A 17159-nucleotide genomic window follows, 5' to 3' on the forward strand; every position below is an offset into this window, starting at 1 on the left:
TTTTTTAGCCTTTTACCGGCAATTTACTTTATGTGCGCCAGCTTTTGCAGCAGGCCGGGAGGAAACAACTTATGAGACATTTTGGTGCAATGACCGATTCTGATTTAAAGACTTTTTTTAAATATTCCCCGGCAGAATTCAACCGAGATGCAGAACGGGAAACACTGGGGCTTGCCCTTGGCGCAGCACTTTACACACCGGGCACGCGGCCGGATTTCGGAAGCAAGATCTTGTCCGGGCAGTACAGCCGAGGTGCATTTGCCGGGCTGACAACATTGATTGTCTGCCTAGAGGATGCTGTGGCGGATTCAGAGCTTTTAGCTGCCGAAGGGAATGTCGTGGCGCAGTTCAAGCTATTGGAAAAAGCGGCAACTTACCAGCTGGCCGAAGCACCGGCGCTCTTTCTGCGCGTCCGGGATGCAGCGCAGCTAGATAAGGTCGCTTCTTTATGCGGCTCTTCATTCGGCGTCCTGACCGGCATCGTATTTCCGAAATGCCTGCCGGAACTGCTGCCCGCTTTTTTTGAAGCGCTCGACCGGGCCAGCGAGAGGGCTGGCCGGCTCCTGTACGCACTTCCCTTGCTGGAAACGAAAGAGGTGCTGTATGCGGAAACGCGTGAAGAGACCTTGCTCGAGCTTCATCAGCTTTTGCGCAAGGAAGTGCACCGTGTACTGACAGTCCGGGTAGGAGCGACCGACTTCTCGAGTCTTTACGGGCTGCGGCGGCCAGCGGAACGGACGGTTTATGATGTCCAGGTCATCCGCGATTGCTTGGCGGATGTGCTGAACCAGTTCGGCCGTGCAGAAGACGGCTTTACGGTTTCCGGGCCGGTCTATGAACATTTTTCAACCGGCTCCAATGGCTGGCTTTCCACCGTCCCGGAACAGGTGTTGTGGGAAGAAGTGCAGCTCGATGTGATGAACGGATTCAAGGGGAAGACCTGTATCCATCCCTCCCAGATTTCCATCGTCAATGCCGGGCATATTGTGTCGCATGAAAATTTCACCGATGCATCGCTGATCCTGGCAGAGAGCGGAACGCGGAACGGCGTCCTGCAGAGCCCAAAGCGCAACAAGATGAACGAAGTGAAACCGCATTTAAGCTGGGCGCGGAAGATAGCAGCCCAGGCGGAAATTTATGGGGTGCTGAATGAGAATTTTAAACCGATCGATGTCATCAACCACATCCGGTCAAGCCAATTATCAAAACAATTATAAATTATGGGACCAGCTCGATTTGTCGGTTGCCGTACATGAAACATATAAAGGGCTTCCTGTGGAAGCCCTGTTCTCAATGGCGATCCGGGTCAATAAGAAACGGCAGTTTCTTTTTGTCAGCAAGCTGATCGCCAAGCATTTGGCGGTTAATCCGGCACTGGCCCTCGGGACGGGCACCTTGCTTGCGTCTTTGCTGATGGAGAAATCAGGCATTGCACCGCCTCCGCAAGTGGACGCTTTGGCGCAGATGGTCGGCAGCGGCGCTGCCGATGCCGGGCTGATGAAGTCTGCGCTGGAGTACCGGGCAGGGTTGCCGGAAAAAACGCTTTTTATCGGAATGGCTGAAACAGCAACTGGCCTTGGACATTCTGTTTTCCAACATTTTACAGATTCCTTTTACATCCATACTACGCGCGAAGAAATTGCCGGTCTCACCCCTTCGTTCGTCTTCGAAGAAGAGCATTCCCACGCAACTTCGCATCGCGTTTATGCTCCTGAAGGAATGTTGGAAGATGCCGAAGCCATTGTCCTGATAGACGATGAAATCTCGACCGGCAACACGCTGGTGAATCTGATCCAAGCGCTGGATGACCAATTTCCCGGAAAGTCCTATACTTCGCTGTCCATCCTGGACTGGAGAAGCCCAGCGCAACAGCAGAATGTGGCCAAACTGGGAGCGGACCGCGGAATCTCCATCTCCGTGCTTTCCTTGGCGTCAGGCCAGTTCGAATTGCACCATGGATCCTCGCCTGACGAGGCCGGGCCCGGCAACCTCCGCGGCCAAAGTTCAGCGGAGCCGGTGGAAGCGGACCATGCCGGTGAATTGCCGCATGTTTCAAAAACCGGCCAGCGGTACATGCCGTTGACCGGCAGGTTCGGCCTGTCGAGCGCGCAACAGCTGGGCATTGATGGCTGGGCACGCCAAACGGCGAAAACGCTCCAAAGCGCTGAAGGGGAGAAACCGCTGGTAATCGGCATCGGAGAAAATATGTATTTGCCGCTCCGGCTGGCTTTTGAATTGAGCGGCGAGGCACTGGTGCAGACGACGACACGAAGCCCGATTTTTGCTGCAGATGCAGAAGGCTATCCGATCAAAGGGAAGGCAGGATTCGACCTTCCGGATGCTGAAGGCATTCAGCAATTCATCTACAATCTGGAGTTCCTGGATATTACAAAAATATATTTGGTCGCAGAATCGGTCGTAGATGTCTCTGCATGGCAGCCGTTTCTAGCATACCTTGAAGGAATTGCGCCAGTAGAATGGGTTTCATTGACAGCTGCAAAAAGGAGGGAACCTGTCCGATGAGCATGGCTGGATTGGTTAAAACAAGTTATCCGAAAGAAGATATCACTTTTTTATTGAAAGACGTCACTGAAGAGTTCGTGGAAAGCACGTTGGAGGAACGCGAAGCGGCGGTCCGAAGCGGCGCGCATTATTCGGAAAGGCTGCCGATCGAATACCGGCCTTCTGAAGAATACACCCGGCTTTATCATTCATCGGTCGAAAAGACAAAAGGACGCCTTAGCTACCTGATCGGTTTGCTGGCCCACCGCATCCTGGCCAATGCAGGCGCCGAACGCGTCGTGCTGGTGTCGCTAGCGCGGGCAGGGAGTCCGATCGGCATTCTGGTCCGCCGTTATGCAGCCCAGCTTTTGGACTTGGACTGGCCGCATTACAGTGTTTCAATCTTGAGGGGCAAAGGCATTGATGAAAAAGCGCTCGAGACCATCTATGAAGCCTATCCGGATAGCCGGATCCAATTCATCGACGGCTGGACCGGCAAAGGCGCCATCCAGAACGAACTGACCCGTTCAATCGAACGGCTGAACAACGAAAAAGGCTGGAACCTGACGGACGACATGGCGGTGCTCGCCGACCCTGGCGCCTGTGCGGTACTGTTCGGCACACGCGACGATTTTCTGATTCCGAGCGCTTGCTTGAACGCCACCGTTTCAGGTCTTATCAGCAGAACCATCCTCAACGAACGGTTTGTCGGAGAAGGTGATTACCACGGCGCGAAATTCTACGCGGAAATGGCTGGAGAAGACATGTCCAATGACTTTGTCGATCAGGTGAGCAGCATGTTTCCGAGCACTGCTGAAGCTGCAAAGGAAGATGCCGCTGCTCAGCCGGCAACCGCCGAACGTACCTGGGAGGGAATGAAGGAAGTGGAAGAAATCGGCCGCCGGCTGTATACCGGAAAAAGCGATCATCTGATCAAACCGGGAGTCGGGGAAACGACCCGCGTCCTGCTGCGCCGGAGCCCATGGAAAATCATGGTCCGCAATCCGGACAACCCGGACGTGCAGCATCTGCTGCTGCTCGCGAAGGAAAAAGAGGTGCCGGTGGAAGTGGTGCCGAATCTTTTCTATCAGGCCATCGGGCTCATCAGATCGGGGAATGAGATATGAAGCTTTTGTTTGCAAGCGACTTGGACCAGACCTTGATTTATTCCCGCCGTTCCATGGGTTCGGAAGTGGAGGAAGATGAACTGAAGGAAGTTGAACGCGTCGAAGGGAAGCCGCAATCGTTCATGACCGAAAAAAGCCAGGCGGCCCTTTGGAGCCTCGGCGAATCCACTGTGTTTCTGCCGGTGACCACAAGGACACAAGCCCAGTATGAGCGGGTGACCGGCATTTACGAAGGCGAAGAGCCGCCGCAATTTGCCGTTACGTCCAATGGAGCGGTCATTTTGGAAAACGGCGTGCCCATCCGTGAATGGTCGGACCGCATCCGGAAGCAATGCGTCAGCCGGAAGACGATCATTCAAGAACTGATGCCGGAAGTCGAGCGCCATTTCTCGGAGGATTGGGTGCTTCGTGTGCGGGAAGCCGATGATTGGTTCGTCTATTTGATCATCGACCGCGAGCGCTTCCCGGAAGAAAACCTCGGCTTCTATACGGAAACGTTCCGGAAGATCGGCTGGGAAATGTCGCTCCAAGGGCGAAAGCTTTACCTGATGCCCGAGAGCATCACGAAAGCCGGTGCAATGGAATATGTCAAAGAACGCATCCAGGCGGATTATGTCATCGCCGCCGGGGATTCGCTCCTCGACCGCTGCCTTCTCGAAAGCGCCGACGTCGGCATCCTGCCGGCACACGGGGAAGCTGCCCGGAGTGATATTCCGATGCCGGAACATATTGAAATCACGGAGAAACAGGGGATCAAAGCTGGCGAAGAGATTCTTGAACGCCTTGCAGAAGTTTCCTGCCAGTTTGATAAATAAGGAGGGATTCCCATGGTTCAACTGCATCCGGTCCGCGTAAGAACGTGGGATCCGGAAAAATTGGGCGATTGGTTCAAGAAACCGTTGGCCAATCACCCCGAAACAAAAGTGGAAGACGAAACCCTGACGTATCCGCAGCTTCTGGGCCAACTGGTCGGCATGCCGCTGGATAAAGACGATTATTTCGCGTCCATCTACGATTTGCTAGAAGAGTCGGGCGGACAGTTGATCCGGCTTTCCGGCAACCTGAACAAGCAGATTTCACCCGAACGCCTGCGGAGCCTGCAGGATTTGTTTGAAATGAACACCAAAGAGCGGGGGCTTTCGCCGAACCGCATTGTGGCGTTCCTCGATGGCAAAGGGCTGCTGCCCCGTTTGAAAGATGCGGGATTGAACCGGAGGCTTCGCCTCGTCATGATCGATATTCTGAAGGAGTTTCAGGCGCAGTCCGGCGGCAGCACGACGCATTCGTCGTTCCGGCGCATTTCGACCGATTTGGTGAAATGGACGTTCAACCATATTGAGCCGGAACTGGAAAAGCTGTCACTTGAAAAGGGCCTTCCTGGATTCCTTTGGTATGGAAACACCACAGAAAGCGAGAAATGGTTTTTGAAATTCGCGGCTGCGTATGGTTTTCATCTCGTGGTCTTCGACCCTGAAGGCAGGCAATGGCTGGAAGACGCGACCGGCGAAAAAGAGCTGCCGACCCACAGCTTCCAGATCACCGCTGATTCGGTCCCGCCGTTCCCGGAGGAGAAGCCGCAGCGCGTCGGGACCGTCGCTTATCGGGCGACCCAGGAAGTGGAGCGGCTATTGCACCACGATGATTCCGGCCTTTATAAACCTTTCCAATTCAAGTCTTACCTGACCAAGTCCATCCATTTGAAAACGACGCTTGATGAAGCGTTCATCCTGGCCAAAGAGCGCGCGATGGTTCGGCCATCCTTTGCGGTCGAACGGGGAAGCGTTATCATTCCTGTCGTTTTTTCGAAAATCATGGGAATTGAAAGGGACCGCCGGCGCTTTTGGGATAACATCCACAGCTTGACCGACCGGGAAGACACCCTGCTGATCCGAAGTTTTCCGTTTATCGAAGAACGCAAAGGCAATCAGCAATTCCATTACCGCGGAGCGCTCGGCCCGAATGGCCGCCTTGATCCCGAAAAGATGAAATCGGCCAACTGGTGGAAATACGGCAAGTTGCCGAGCGGCGTCCAGACAGCGCTTTGTGAAGCGATTGCGCGCCATGTGGAAAAGCCGCTGCTGACGCCGCAGAACAACGAATCGTTCGAGGATCTGCAGCTTTATGCTTTTTCCCAATCGATGTCCTTGCCGGATTCGGTGATCAAACTGATCCAGCAATTCGATTATCCGCAGTTCGTACCCACGCTGCTTTTCTACAACGAAGAAAAAGACGGCGAATTGAGCCGCGCAGACGCCAATGCCATTGCCTTGATCCACACGTTCGGCCTTGATGTCATCATCATCAATCCCCAGGGGCACCAGGACATCGAACGCTGGATCGACATGGAAGCGATCGATACGCATTGGCTTGATGACAGAAGCTACGACGAACCATACAGAGAACCGTCCGTGGTCAAGAAGATTTTCAGAAAGTGGCTGTAACCATAAAAGGAGGGAAAATAGATGAACACAATGTCTGAAGGAATGGAACAGAAGGAATTGGCGATGCAGAACGAAAACGAATTGAAAGTCCAGTTGAAAAAAGATCCGGAAGTGCTCCAGTTGGCCTCGAAAATCAATCCGAAAAACCAGATCGAACTCTTGGAATTCGGCCGTGAACCGGCAAACGAGATTTCCGCTTTCACCGGCAAAGTCCTGAACTCCGTCCAAGCGAACAGCATGGAAGAATCCAGCGAATTGCTGAAGCAGCTTGGGAAAATCATGGACAAGTTCGACAAAAAGGATTTTGTGGAAAAGAAAGGCTTCCTCAGCAAAGTCTTCAATAAAGGCAATAAAGTCATCGAGCAACTGTTCAATAAATATCAGACTATGGGCACGGAAATTGACAAAGTCTATGTTGAAATTACGAAATATGAAACGGAAATGAAGAAATCCACCACGACTTTGGAAGAGCTGTACGATAAAAACTTCCAGTATTTCATGGAACTCGAAAAATACATCGCGGCAGGAGATATCAAAGTGGAGGAACTGAAACAGCAATTGCCGGATGTCCAGGCGAGAGCCGAAAGCGGCAACCAAATGGCCTTGATGGAAATGAATTCATTGCAGAACGCCATCGAATTGCTGGAACAGCGCATTTACGATCTGGAAATGGCGAAGCAAGTGTCCTACCAATCGGCCCCGCAGATCCGCATGCTGCAGCGCGGCAACACAAAACTCATCGGCAAGATCAATTCGGCTTTTGTCACGACGATTCCAATCTTCAAAACCGGCTTGATCAACGCCATTGCGGCCAAGAGGCAAAGCCTGGTGGCGGAAGGCATGAACGAGCTGGACCGGCGCACCAATGAAATGCTCTTGAAAAACGCCAATGACATTTCGCGCCAAAGCGTCGATATCGCGCGCATGTCCGGCCAGCCGAGCATCAAGATCGAAACGATCGAGCAGACGTGGGAAACCATTATGCAAGGCATGAACGATACGCGGGCAATTGAAGATGAAAACCGCAAAATGCGCGAGCAAGGCCGCCTGCGGATTGAAGAATTGCAGAAGAAATACGAAGAGACTCAGCGAAAAGCTACTTAATCGGAGGGAAACGAGTATGTCATCCATCAATTTGACAAAAGGTCAGAAAATCGATTTAACGAAAACCAATCCCGGATTGACCAAAGTTTTGGTCGGTCTCGGGTGGGATACCAATAAATACAGCGGCGGCGGAGATTTCGACTTGGATGCATCCATCTTTTTGGCAGCGCAAAATGGCAAATCCCGCGGCCCGGAAGACTTTGTCTTTTATAATAATTTGTCCGGAGGCAACGGCTCTGTCGTCCATACAGGCGATAACCTGACAGGCGAAGGTGACGGGGACGATGAGCAAGTGATTGTCGACTTGCCGAATGTGCCTGCAGATGTCCACAAAATCGTCTTTACGGTTACCATCCACGAAGGGGAGAGCCGCGGCCAGAATTTCGGACAAGTATCGAACGCGTTTATCCGCGTGGTCAATGAAAACAGCAGCCAGGAAATTCTGCGCTATGATTTAGGCGAGGATTTCTCCATTGAAACGGCATTGGTGGTCGGTGAACTCTACCGCCACGGCGGCGAATGGAAATTCAATGCCATCGGCAGCGGATACCAAGGCGGCCTTGCGGCACTGGTAGCGGATTTTGGATTAAGCTGATATTGGACATACGAAACGCCCGTCAAAGCTGACGGGCGTTTTTTATTCGTCTTTTAACTCCTGGTCGGCAAGCAACACGGCCTGGAGGAGGACATTGGCGCATTTTTCGATGTCTTCGGGCAGGCTGAGCTCTGCGGGATTGTGGCTGATGCCGCCGATGCTTTTGACGAATAACATGGCGGCTTTCCCTAGGCTTACGATATGCATGGCGTCGTGGCCTGCCATGCTCGGCAGGACGGTATAGGGGGTGCCGACTGATTCAGCTGCACCTTTCAAAAAACCGATGAGGCTGCTGTCGAACTCGCATTCTTGGGTATTGTAGATGTTTTTGGCGGAAACCGAAACGCCGTGTGCGGCGCCGATGGCATCGAACGTCTGGCGGATGGAACGGGCCAGTGATTCCCGCTCGGCTTTGTCCGCTGAACGCACTTCCAGCGTGAACTCGACTTTTCCGGGAATGATGTTGGCGGAATTCGGAAAGACATCGAATTTGCCGATCGTGGCAACCGCATCCGTTTGAAGCTGTTTCGCCTCTCTTTGTACCGCTGACACCATCTCGCCGGCAGCTGCCAAAGCGTCGCGGCGTTCGGACATCATCGTGGTGCCGGAATGATTCTGTTCTCCTTCTACTGTCACGACATCCCGGTAGATCCCGACAATTCGGTCGACGATGCCGGCTGGCAGCCCTTGCTTCTCAAGTTTTCTTCCTTGCTCGATATGAAGTTCAAAAAAGGCAGCGATCGAATTTTTATCAGCAGGCGAAAGCTTGTCAATGTTTCCTCCGGCTCTGCTGATGGCATCGCGCAATTTGGCTCCTTCGCTGTTTTCAGCACTGCACAGGTCATCGGCGGAAATTTTGCCAGCGAGTGCGCGGCTCCCAAGGGTAGCGAAGTTAAAATCGTTCGCTTCTTCGGCCGTAAAAGACACCAGTTTCAGCGGATGGCGCAGCCGCTGATCGTGTTCAAGGAAGGTACGGACAATTTCCTTGCCGATGAGGACACCGAGGGCTCCATCGAATTTCCCGCCGTTTGGCACAGTATCCAGATGCGAACCGATGATAATCGGCTTATTTTTACTTCCGTCTCCAGCGAGCGTCCCCCAGATATTTGCCGCTGCATCGACTTCTACGGCCAGGCCAATCTCCTGCAGTTCGGCTGCGAAAATCTTCCGCACTTCGAAATCCGCTTCGCTGAAACAGGTTCTGCTGACGCCTCCCCCGGGCTGTGAGCCATATCGTGCATAGCTTTCAATATCCCCCATCAACCTCTCAATATTTATTTTCATCCATTTTCCCGCCTTTCGTTGTAGATATCGTTCAATAGTAGCATAATATTTGGCGAATTCAGATTACTTAACATGGTTTTTTAAAATTATGCTATCCTCGAAAGGAAGGAAAAAACGACAAGGAGGACGAGAGTCCATGGCAGATGTGGAATATATCAAAGGCATCCGGCGAGCTCTTCATCAAAATCCCGAGTTGGGCGGAGAAGAATGGGAAACGTCAAAACGCATCCAGCAGGAGCTTGAAGGGGCCGGCATTCCATTCAAGACAGGGTTTGCAAAGACAGGCGTCCTCGGAATCATCGAAGGCGGCAAGAAAGGGGGGACAGTCGCCCTCCGCGCAGACATCGATGCATTGCCGATTTCTGAAAAGGCGGATGTGGATTTCAAATCGAAAGTGGATGGGAAAATGCATGCATGCGGCCACGATGCCCATACCTCGATGCTTCTAGGCACGGCATTCAGGCTTCAGGAGATGAAAGATGAATTGCCGGGGCGGGTACTGCTCGTGTTTCAGCCGAATGAAGAATCGACTCCAATTGGCGGAGCCAGGCCGATGATGGAAGATGGCGTATTTTCGGAGTACAAACCGGATGTGATTTTCGGGCAGCATGTCTGGCCGGATCTTCCGGTCGGGCAGATCGGTGTGCGGGACAAGGAAATGATGGCGGCGTCCGACCGGCTGTCGTTTACGATCAAAGGCGAAGGCGGCCACGCGAGCATGCCACACCAAGGGAAAGATGCGATTGTCATCGCTGCGGAATTCATTTCCTCCCTGCAGTCGATCGTCAGCCGCAATACAAATCCGCTGGATTCGGCAGTGATCACCATTGGCACAATCAGCGGCGGCTACCGCTACAACGTCATTGCAGATCATGTGGAACTGAACGGGACTGTGCGGACATACAGCAAGAAAGCGAAAGAGACCGTGAAAAGAAGAATTGCAAACCTCGTCAAAGGATTCGAAGTAGCCTACGAAGTCACAATTGATTTCGACTATATCGAAGGCTACGACGCAACGGTCAATACCCCTGAATGGTCCGAACTGGTCCGAAGCAGCGCTGCCGGTCTGCTTGGAGAAAAGGCTTTGCCGGATGTAAGCCCGTCAATGGCTGGAGAAGATTTCTCGCGGTTCCTTACAGAAATCCCGGGAGCGTTCTACTGGCTCGGCTGTGCAAAAGAAGGGGAAGAAAGCCCGAAACCCCTGCACGATCCAGAGTTTTTCTTTAACGAAGATGCGCTTGAAATCGGCATCGATGCGATGGTCGATGTCACGGTCAACGCATTGCGGAAATTACAGGTCCGACAGTGAAACCCGAATGATTTACTGAAAAAAACAGAAAATATACAGGAATAGGTTGAAAAAATGTTCTCAAAACGCATATAATATTAAAAAGTTGAATAAAAATTCTATCGGTACAGGAGGCAGGCAATGGCAGCGAAAGAGAAAAGCACAGAAAAGAATGGGTTTTTTATCCGTTTTCTGAACGGAATTGAACGGGTAGGGAATAAACTTCCTGACCCATTCATGATTTTCGTTTACTTAGCAATTTTTGTAATCATCGCTTCTTATATTTTCAGTTTGTTCGATGCATCAGTGGTCCATCCGGGAACAGGCGAAACATTGGCTATCCAGAACTTGTTGTCATGGGCGGGGCTTCAATACATCATCACGTCAATGCTCGAGAACTTCACAGGCTTTGCGCCGCTCGGAACCGTTCTGGCTGTTATGCTGGGAATCGGGCTTGCGGAAAAAGTGGGGCTTTTGGAAATCGCCATCCGTAAAACCATCCTGAAAGCGCCAAGAGGGTTGGTTACATATGCCATCGCTTTTGTCGGCATCATGGGGAATATTGCCTCTGATGCTGCCCAAATCCTGATACCGCCGCTTGCGGCAATGGTGTTCTACAAAATTGGGCGCCATCCGCTTGCCGGACTCGCGGTCGGCTTTGCCAGTGCGGGAGCGGGTTTCACCGCCAACTTGCTGATTGTTGGAACCGATGCTTTGCTTTCCGGGATTTCAACAGAGGCGGCAGCCATCCTGAACGACCAGATCATTGTCACGCCTGCGGATAACTGGTATTTCAACATCGTTTCCGTATTTGTCCTGACCGTTGTTGCCGCGCTTGTCACCGAGAAAATCATCGAGCCGAAGCTCGGCAAATACGAAGGGGACATGGTCATCGACGTTGATTCTGAAGAACATCCGAAAGCGAACAAAGGGCTGCGAAATGCTGGCCTTGCGTTGCTTGCTTACTTGGCCATCCTGTCGCTGTTGATCTTCTTGCCGGGTTCATCGCTTCGGAATGAAGAAGGCGGCCTGATTCCTTCGCCGCTTCTGACAGGGATCGTTCCCGTCATTCTCGGGATGTTCATTGTATTGGGCGTCGCTTACGGCAAAACCGTGGGAGCCATCAAGTCTTCGCGTGACGCCGTCGGCTTCATGGCTGATTCGATCAAAGACATGTCCGGATTTATCGTATTGATCTTTGCGGCTTCCCAGTTTATCGCCTACTTCACGTGGACGAACATCGGAACGTGGGTAGCGGTGAACGGAGCGGAACTATTGACGCAGATCAACTTCACCGGCATCTACTTGATCATCGGCTATATCTTGTTCACTTCAATGCTGAATTTCCTGATTTCATCCGGGTCGGCAAAATGGGCGCTTGAAGCTCCGGTGTTCGTGCCGCTATTCATGCAGCTCGGCTACCATCCGGCATTCACTCAGATGGCCTACCGGATCGGGGATTCCTCGACGAACATCGTGACGCCATTGAACCCGTATTTTATCGTCGTGCTGTCGTTCCTGCGCGAATATGATAAAAAAGCGGGGATGGGAACATTGATTTCCTTGATGATTCCGTATACCTTGTCATTCCTGATTGTCTGGATCATCATGTTCATGATTTTCTTCTACACAGGATTGCAGTACGGACCTGGAATTACGCCGTTCTTATAAAAAGCAGAGTTTGGACCCATCACAAAAAGGCGGCCAGCGGATTCCCGCTGGCCGTTGGTGTATAAAAAAACAGACCCATCTAAAGGAGGAACTTCCATGGCAGAAATGCTGATTGAAGATGAATTGAAAAATGAAATGATTTCCTGGCGCAGGGACCTGCACCGGCACGCTGAGTCAGGCTTTCTCGAAATGCGCACAGCATCGCGGGTAGCGTCATTCCTGGAATCGCTTGGCTACGGACTGAAAGTGGCGGAGGAAGTCATGGATGCCAAAGAGCGCATGGGCGTTCCTCCGCAGGAAGTTCTCGATGCGCATTACAAGTGGGCCGAACAAAATGGAGCGGATATCGGCTGGCTACCGAAATTCAAAAACGGAATGACGGGGATCGTTGCAACATTGGAGACCGGCAAGCCGGGTCCCGTGCTCGCTTACCGCTTTGATATGGATGCCCTCGATATCCAGGAAGATATGAGCGAAGGGCATATCCCGTTTGAAAAAGGGTTCACTTCCATGAACGAATCCAAAATGCATGCGTGTGGCCACGATGGCCATACTTCGATCGGCCTTGGGTTTGCCAAAATGCTGATGGACAAGAAAGAAGAGCTAGCCGGAACGATCAAACTGATTTTTCAGCCTGCAGAAGAAGGGACGCGCGGAGCGAAATCGATGACCGAAGCAGGAGTAGTCGATGGCGTTGATTACTTTATCGCGATGCATTTGGGCACCGGCGTGCCATCCGGTGAATTTGTTGCCGGAAATTCCGGCTTCCTGGCTACGACGAAAATGGATATCGAATTCAAAGGGAAGGCAGCGCATGCAGGCGGAAAACCGGAAGAAGGGCGGAATGCGTTGATGGCCGCTTCTTCTGCGGTGCTCGGGCTTTACGGGATCCCGCGCCACTCAGCAGGCGCGTCGCGCGTCAATGTAGGCGTGCTGAATGCCGGATCCGGCCGCAACATCATCCCGTCTTCCGCTTCGATGAAGCTGGAAACGCGGGGCGAGACGTCAGAAATCAATGATTACATCCGGGAACAGGCGCTAGCGGTCATTGAAGGGGCAGCCAAGATGTACGGCGTGGAAGCCGCCATCGAGATTGTCGGCGAAGCGAAAAGCAGCATGCCGAGCGAAGAACTGGTCGACGTGCTGGCTGAAGTCGCAAAGACTTCCCCTTACTTTAAAACGGTCGTGCCGTGGTCGGCCGATTCAGCGGGATCGGAAGACGCCACTTATTACATGGAGCGAGTAAAGGAACTTGGCGGGCAGGCAACATATTGCATCGTCGGCAGCGACTTGGCGGCAGGGCACCACAACGAACGGTTCGATTTTGATGAAGCATCGATGCCTGCAGCGGTTGATGTGCTGTACAGATCAGCTGTCAAACTAAGCCGCGCATAAGAAAAAGACGGGGGAATTTCCCCCGTCTTTTTCTTTTTCTATTTAGCTTTCCCGTCACGTCAGGATCAAAGACAACTGCGGGAAGAGAATGATGATGATCAGAACGATAATGAAAATTCCGAAGAACGGCACGACGCCCCGGATGACGCTTTCCACTTTCTCCCCGGTTATCCCGCTGACGACGAAGAGATTCAGCCCGACCGGCGGGGTGATCATCCCGAGTTCCATATTGACCACCATGATGATGGCGAAATGGATGACGTCGATTTCAAGCGTTGCAATGATCGGCAAGAGAATCGGCAGCGTGATCAAAATGATGGCTGTCGGCTCCAGGAACATGCCGAGAACGAAGAACAAAAGGCTGACAATCAATAGGAATGTCCATTTGTTGAAGCCGCTGTCGCTGACCCATTGGGCAAAGCTCTGCGGAATCTGCTCGGTGGTCAGGAACGTCCCGAGAACAAGTGCAGCTGCGATGATGAGGAAAATCATCGCGGTCGTATTGATGGATTCCGCGAGGATGCTGCGGAATTTCTGCAAATCCAATTCACGGTATACAAGAAATGAAATGATGAGTGCATACAGTACAGCCAGGAACGAAGCTTCTGTAGGCGTTACGACACCCGCATAAATGCCGCCAAGGATGAAGACCGGCATCAACAAGCCCCAGACGGAGCGGAGTGTAGGCGCCCATCTGTCTTTTATCGGAACTTTCGGAAGGCCGCCGTAGCCTTTTTTATGGGCAACGATTACAGCATAAATGATTAATGCCAATCCAAGGACCAGGCCGGGAATGATACCTGCTGAGAACAGGCGGCCGGTCGATTGTTCAGACACCGAACCGTACAGGATCAGTGGGATGGACGGCGGAATCAGGATCCCGAGCGTACCGGCTGAGGCGACAAGGCCCATCGAATATTTCTTGTCGTATCCGGCTTTCACCATCATCGGAATCATAATGGCTCCGATTGCCGCGGCCGTCGCCGGGCTGGAACCGGAAATGGCGGCGAAAATCATACACGTCAGGACGGTAACGACCGACAAGCCGCCTTTTGTATGGCCGACCCACGAACGGATCGCTTCAATCAGATATTTCGAAATGCCGCCTTGCGCCATGATAAGGCCGGCGAAGACGAATCCGGGAATCGCCATCAGCGTTGTGCTGTTGACGCCGGTGAACATCCGCTGGATAACCGTGTCCAACGAAAAGTCGACAAGATAAAGGCCGATGATGCTTGAAACAGCCAAGCTGATGGCAATCGGCACACGCAGCAGGGCTAAAAGGAATAACAGGCCAATTACAATTACTGCTTCCATAGAATATCCTCCCCGTGAGTAACGTCCTCTTTCTTAATGAAGAACCGGTATGCTTTTTCAATGAACCGGATCAAGAGCAGGATTCCAGCAATCGGCATGATCAAGTAATTGATCCAGATCGGGAACCCAAGGTCGATCGTTTTGATCTGCTGGGCGTAAGCTGTCATGACCATGTCGTAGCCACTCCAGATGATGAATACGCTGAAAGCGATGCCGATCAAAAGCGTAACCGCTTGCGAAACTTTCTGGAAAGTCGGTCCGGCACGGTCGTAGATGATATCGATCGCAATATGTTTGTCTTCTTTCAATGCGGATGAGAAACCGATAAAGATCGCCCACACAAGAAGCATCGTGAAGATTTCAGTCGCCCAACTTTGGGAAGAACCCATGACGTAGCGCATGAAAACTGAGTAGAGGCTGACGCCGATGCCCGCCAAGAATAAAATGGCGGAGAAAGCGCTTTCAATCAAATCGAAGATTTTCATTTTTTAATTCCTCCTTATCCCGCTTTAATGTATTTTGGATACGAGATGTTATGACAAATCATAATATAACTCCTAAGCAATAACAAGACGAAATAGTTAAATAATTATAAAGATTATAAATGATTCAAAAAATGAATGAAAAAAACTTTGCAGCAACATATGAATTAAAATAAGAAGATTTTCCTTTCGAAGAGTTAGAAAATTAAAATTTTTCTTTACATTGTGTTTTTCCTATGCTAATTTTGGGGTGAGTTGTATCCAATAATCAAAGCGTCAGGAATCGACTCGCGAACAGCAAGAAAAGTGGAGTGAAACGGGAGGAGTGCCATAAGAAATGAAAACCCTTTCAAGAAGCTTAGCAAGCTGTGAGGAAGCACGGGATCAAATAATAATAAGGGGGAATTGCACATGAAGAAGTTTGCTTTAGCTTTATTTCTACTAAGTTTCGGTTTTATCCTGGCAGCATGTGGCGGCGGTGAAGAGACATCGGGCGGATCCGGCGGCGAAGGGGAATCCGGCGTCCAGGAAACGACCATCAAGTTCTCGCACGTAGTTGCGGAGAATACACCGAAGCACCAAGGGGCTTTAGCGATGAAGGAGTACATCGAGAAAGAGTCGGATGGTAAAATTACGGTTGAAATTTATCCAAACAGCTCACTTTTCGGCGATCAGGATGAATACCAGAACCTGGTTTCCAATAACGTACAGTTTATCGCACCGGATTTATCCAAATTCGTCGGGAACAACCCTCAATTCAACGTCCCGTCATTGCCGTTCATGTTCGACAATGATGAAGAAGCAATCGCTTTCTGGGATGGCGAAAAAGGCCAGGAAATCTTGAGCAGCCTTGAAGGCGACGGCGTCCTCGGTTTGAAAATGTGGCCGAACGGCGGTAAGCATGTAACGAACAACGAACGTCCAATCGATTCGCCGGATGATTTTGACGGATTGAAATTCCGTACACAGGGCGGACAAGTGCTTGAAGCGATCTATTCGACGCTTGGCGCAGGTTCGGAATCCATTCCTTTCGGGGAACTTTACACTGCACTTGACCAAGGGGTAGTAGACGGCCAGGAAAACACATTCAGCAACATCGAATCCAAAAAGTTCGATGAAGTCCAAAAGCACATGACAGTCATGAACCATACACGCGTTGACTATGCGATCTTCACAAACACGGATTTCTGGGAAGGTTTGAACGAAGAAACTAAAGCAATCGTTGAAGCCGGCGTAGAAGAAGGCACAAAAGTGGCGCGCGAAGAAGCAATTTCGTTGAACGAAAAAGCATACGAACTTCTGAAAGAGCGCGGCGAAGTGGAAATCATCGAATTGACTCCGGAGCAAGTTGAAGTATTCCGTACGGAACTTCAGCCAATCTACGATGAGTTCGAAGAGGAAATCGGCGCTGACGTATACGAAGCAGCACGCGAAGCTGCCGGGCAATAAGCATTTCATGTCCTTATGAGTGGAATTGAAAAAGTTGGCTGTGTTCATAGCCAACTTTTTCAGTTTATTGGAGGCTTATAAGTTGGACAGGGAAATATAAGATTATGCTTCGCTTCGGTCGCGTTGGGCAGTGCAAAGACGATTGTTTCTGCATCGCTTCGCTAGCTTCGAAACATGAAAGGGAGCTGTTCCTGCGCAAGCTCGTCGCAAAAGAGCCACCCAAATGCTTTGGGCGCCTCTTTGGCTCCCGCCATGAGCCGAAAAGAACATTCGACTCATGGCACCGCCTAGCCCTTGGACGCGCCGGCGCTGGATAAACTCTTTAAAACTAAGCAACCTTAATTTTTTCACGGTACTATCTAAGATATGGAGCGAAACGGCGGAGAAAACCGTACTGCTCCTGTCCCTGCATCGCTGCGCTAGCTTCGGGACATGAAAAACCGTTGCAGCGCTGCGCACAGGAGCACAGGGTTTTACGTAGCGGTTTTGCGGAATATCGATATT

Annotated in this window: 14 protein-coding genes; 11 read left to right on the plus strand and 3 right to left on the minus strand. The window is 51.4% G+C overall.

Going from position 1 to position 17159, the window contains the following annotated elements; genetic code table 11:
• Positions 1 to 71: 71 nt before the first annotated feature.
• Genes ACFSDB_RS02085 through ACFSDB_RS02115 form a run of 7 tightly spaced genes read left to right on the plus strand, consistent with a single transcriptional unit; the run spans position 72 to position 7769 of the window.
• On the plus strand, positions 72 to 1217 hold the full coding sequence (locus ACFSDB_RS02085) for an HpcH/HpaI aldolase/citrate lyase family protein (protein ID WP_204891301.1): 1146 nt from the start codon (positions 72 to 74) through the stop codon (positions 1215 to 1217).
• The gene (locus ACFSDB_RS02090; RefSeq protein WP_204891294.1) at positions 1150 to 2523 is read left to right on the plus strand and encodes a phosphoribosyltransferase family protein; all 1374 of its coding nucleotides are present in this window, start codon (positions 1150 to 1152) and stop codon (positions 2521 to 2523) included. The genes ACFSDB_RS02085 and ACFSDB_RS02090 overlap by 68 nt, the downstream gene beginning before the upstream one ends.
• Positions 2520 to 3629: a cysteine protease StiP family protein gene (locus ACFSDB_RS02095; RefSeq protein ID WP_204891292.1), complete on the plus strand. Its 1110-nt coding sequence runs from the start codon at positions 2520 to 2522 to the stop codon at positions 3627 to 3629. The genes ACFSDB_RS02090 and ACFSDB_RS02095 overlap by 4 nt, the downstream gene beginning before the upstream one ends.
• The gene (locus ACFSDB_RS02100; RefSeq protein ID WP_204891290.1) at positions 3626 to 4444 is read left to right on the plus strand and encodes an HAD family hydrolase; all 819 of its coding nucleotides are present in this window, start codon (positions 3626 to 3628) and stop codon (positions 4442 to 4444) included. The genes ACFSDB_RS02095 and ACFSDB_RS02100 overlap by 4 nt, the downstream gene beginning before the upstream one ends.
• Before the next feature lie 12 nt (positions 4445 to 4456).
• Positions 4457 to 6070 (plus strand): YceG family protein, encoded by a 1614-nt coding sequence (locus tag ACFSDB_RS02105; RefSeq protein ID WP_204891288.1) that lies wholly within the window; start codon positions 4457 to 4459, stop codon positions 6068 to 6070.
• A 21-nt stretch (positions 6071 to 6091) separates the two neighbouring features.
• On the plus strand, positions 6092 to 7174 hold the full coding sequence (locus tag ACFSDB_RS02110; RefSeq protein WP_204891286.1) for a toxic anion resistance protein: 1083 nt from the start codon (positions 6092 to 6094) through the stop codon (positions 7172 to 7174).
• 16 nt (positions 7175 to 7190) lie between these two features.
• Positions 7191 to 7769, plus strand: coding sequence for a TerD family protein (locus tag ACFSDB_RS02115; protein ID WP_204891284.1), 579 nt, complete (start codon positions 7191 to 7193; stop codon positions 7767 to 7769).
• A 42-nt stretch (positions 7770 to 7811) separates the two neighbouring features.
• Here the strand turns inward: ACFSDB_RS02115 and ACFSDB_RS02120 are convergent, their stop codons facing one another.
• Positions 7812 to 9053 (minus strand): Zn-dependent hydrolase, encoded by a 1242-nt coding sequence (locus ACFSDB_RS02120; RefSeq protein WP_204891282.1) that lies wholly within the window; start codon positions 9051 to 9053, stop codon positions 7812 to 7814.
• A 136-nt stretch (positions 9054 to 9189) separates the two neighbouring features.
• Here ACFSDB_RS02120 and ACFSDB_RS02125 point away from each other — a divergent pair, with 136 nt between their 5' ends.
• The 3 genes from ACFSDB_RS02125 (at position 9190) to ACFSDB_RS02135 (ending at position 13407) form a co-directional block, all read left to right on the plus strand.
• A complete protein-coding gene (locus ACFSDB_RS02125; RefSeq protein WP_204891280.1) occupies positions 9190 to 10362 on the plus strand; it encodes a M20 metallopeptidase family protein in 1173 nt (390 codons plus the stop codon).
• A gap of 120 nt (positions 10363 to 10482) precedes the next feature.
• Positions 10483 to 12012, plus strand: coding sequence for an AbgT family transporter (locus tag ACFSDB_RS02130; RefSeq protein WP_204891278.1), 1530 nt, complete (start codon positions 10483 to 10485; stop codon positions 12010 to 12012).
• A gap of 96 nt (positions 12013 to 12108) precedes the next feature.
• A complete protein-coding gene (locus ACFSDB_RS02135) occupies positions 12109 to 13407 on the plus strand; it encodes an amidohydrolase (protein WP_204891276.1) in 1299 nt (432 codons plus the stop codon).
• Between the two features lie 54 nt (positions 13408 to 13461).
• On the opposite strand, the gene ACFSDB_RS02140 is transcribed toward ACFSDB_RS02135, so the two are convergent.
• A complete protein-coding gene (locus ACFSDB_RS02140) occupies positions 13462 to 14724 on the minus strand; it encodes a TRAP transporter large permease (protein ID WP_204891274.1) in 1263 nt (420 codons plus the stop codon).
• Complete coding sequence (locus ACFSDB_RS02145) at positions 14712 to 15209, minus strand: TRAP transporter small permease (protein ID WP_204891272.1); 498 nt, start codon at positions 15207 to 15209, stop codon at positions 14712 to 14714. The genes ACFSDB_RS02140 and ACFSDB_RS02145 overlap by 13 nt, the downstream gene beginning before the upstream one ends.
• A 408-nt stretch (positions 15210 to 15617) precedes the next feature.
• Here ACFSDB_RS02145 and ACFSDB_RS02150 point away from each other — a divergent pair, with 408 nt between their 5' ends.
• Complete coding sequence (locus ACFSDB_RS02150) at positions 15618 to 16655, plus strand: DctP family TRAP transporter solute-binding subunit (protein ID WP_204891270.1); 1038 nt, start codon at positions 15618 to 15620, stop codon at positions 16653 to 16655.
• Positions 16656 to 17159: the final 504 nt, after the last annotated feature.

The organism is Planococcus chinensis, from assembly GCF_042681545.1.
In the GTDB taxonomy this organism is placed as follows: Bacteria; Bacillota; Bacilli; order Bacillales_A; family Planococcaceae; genus Planococcus; species Planococcus chinensis.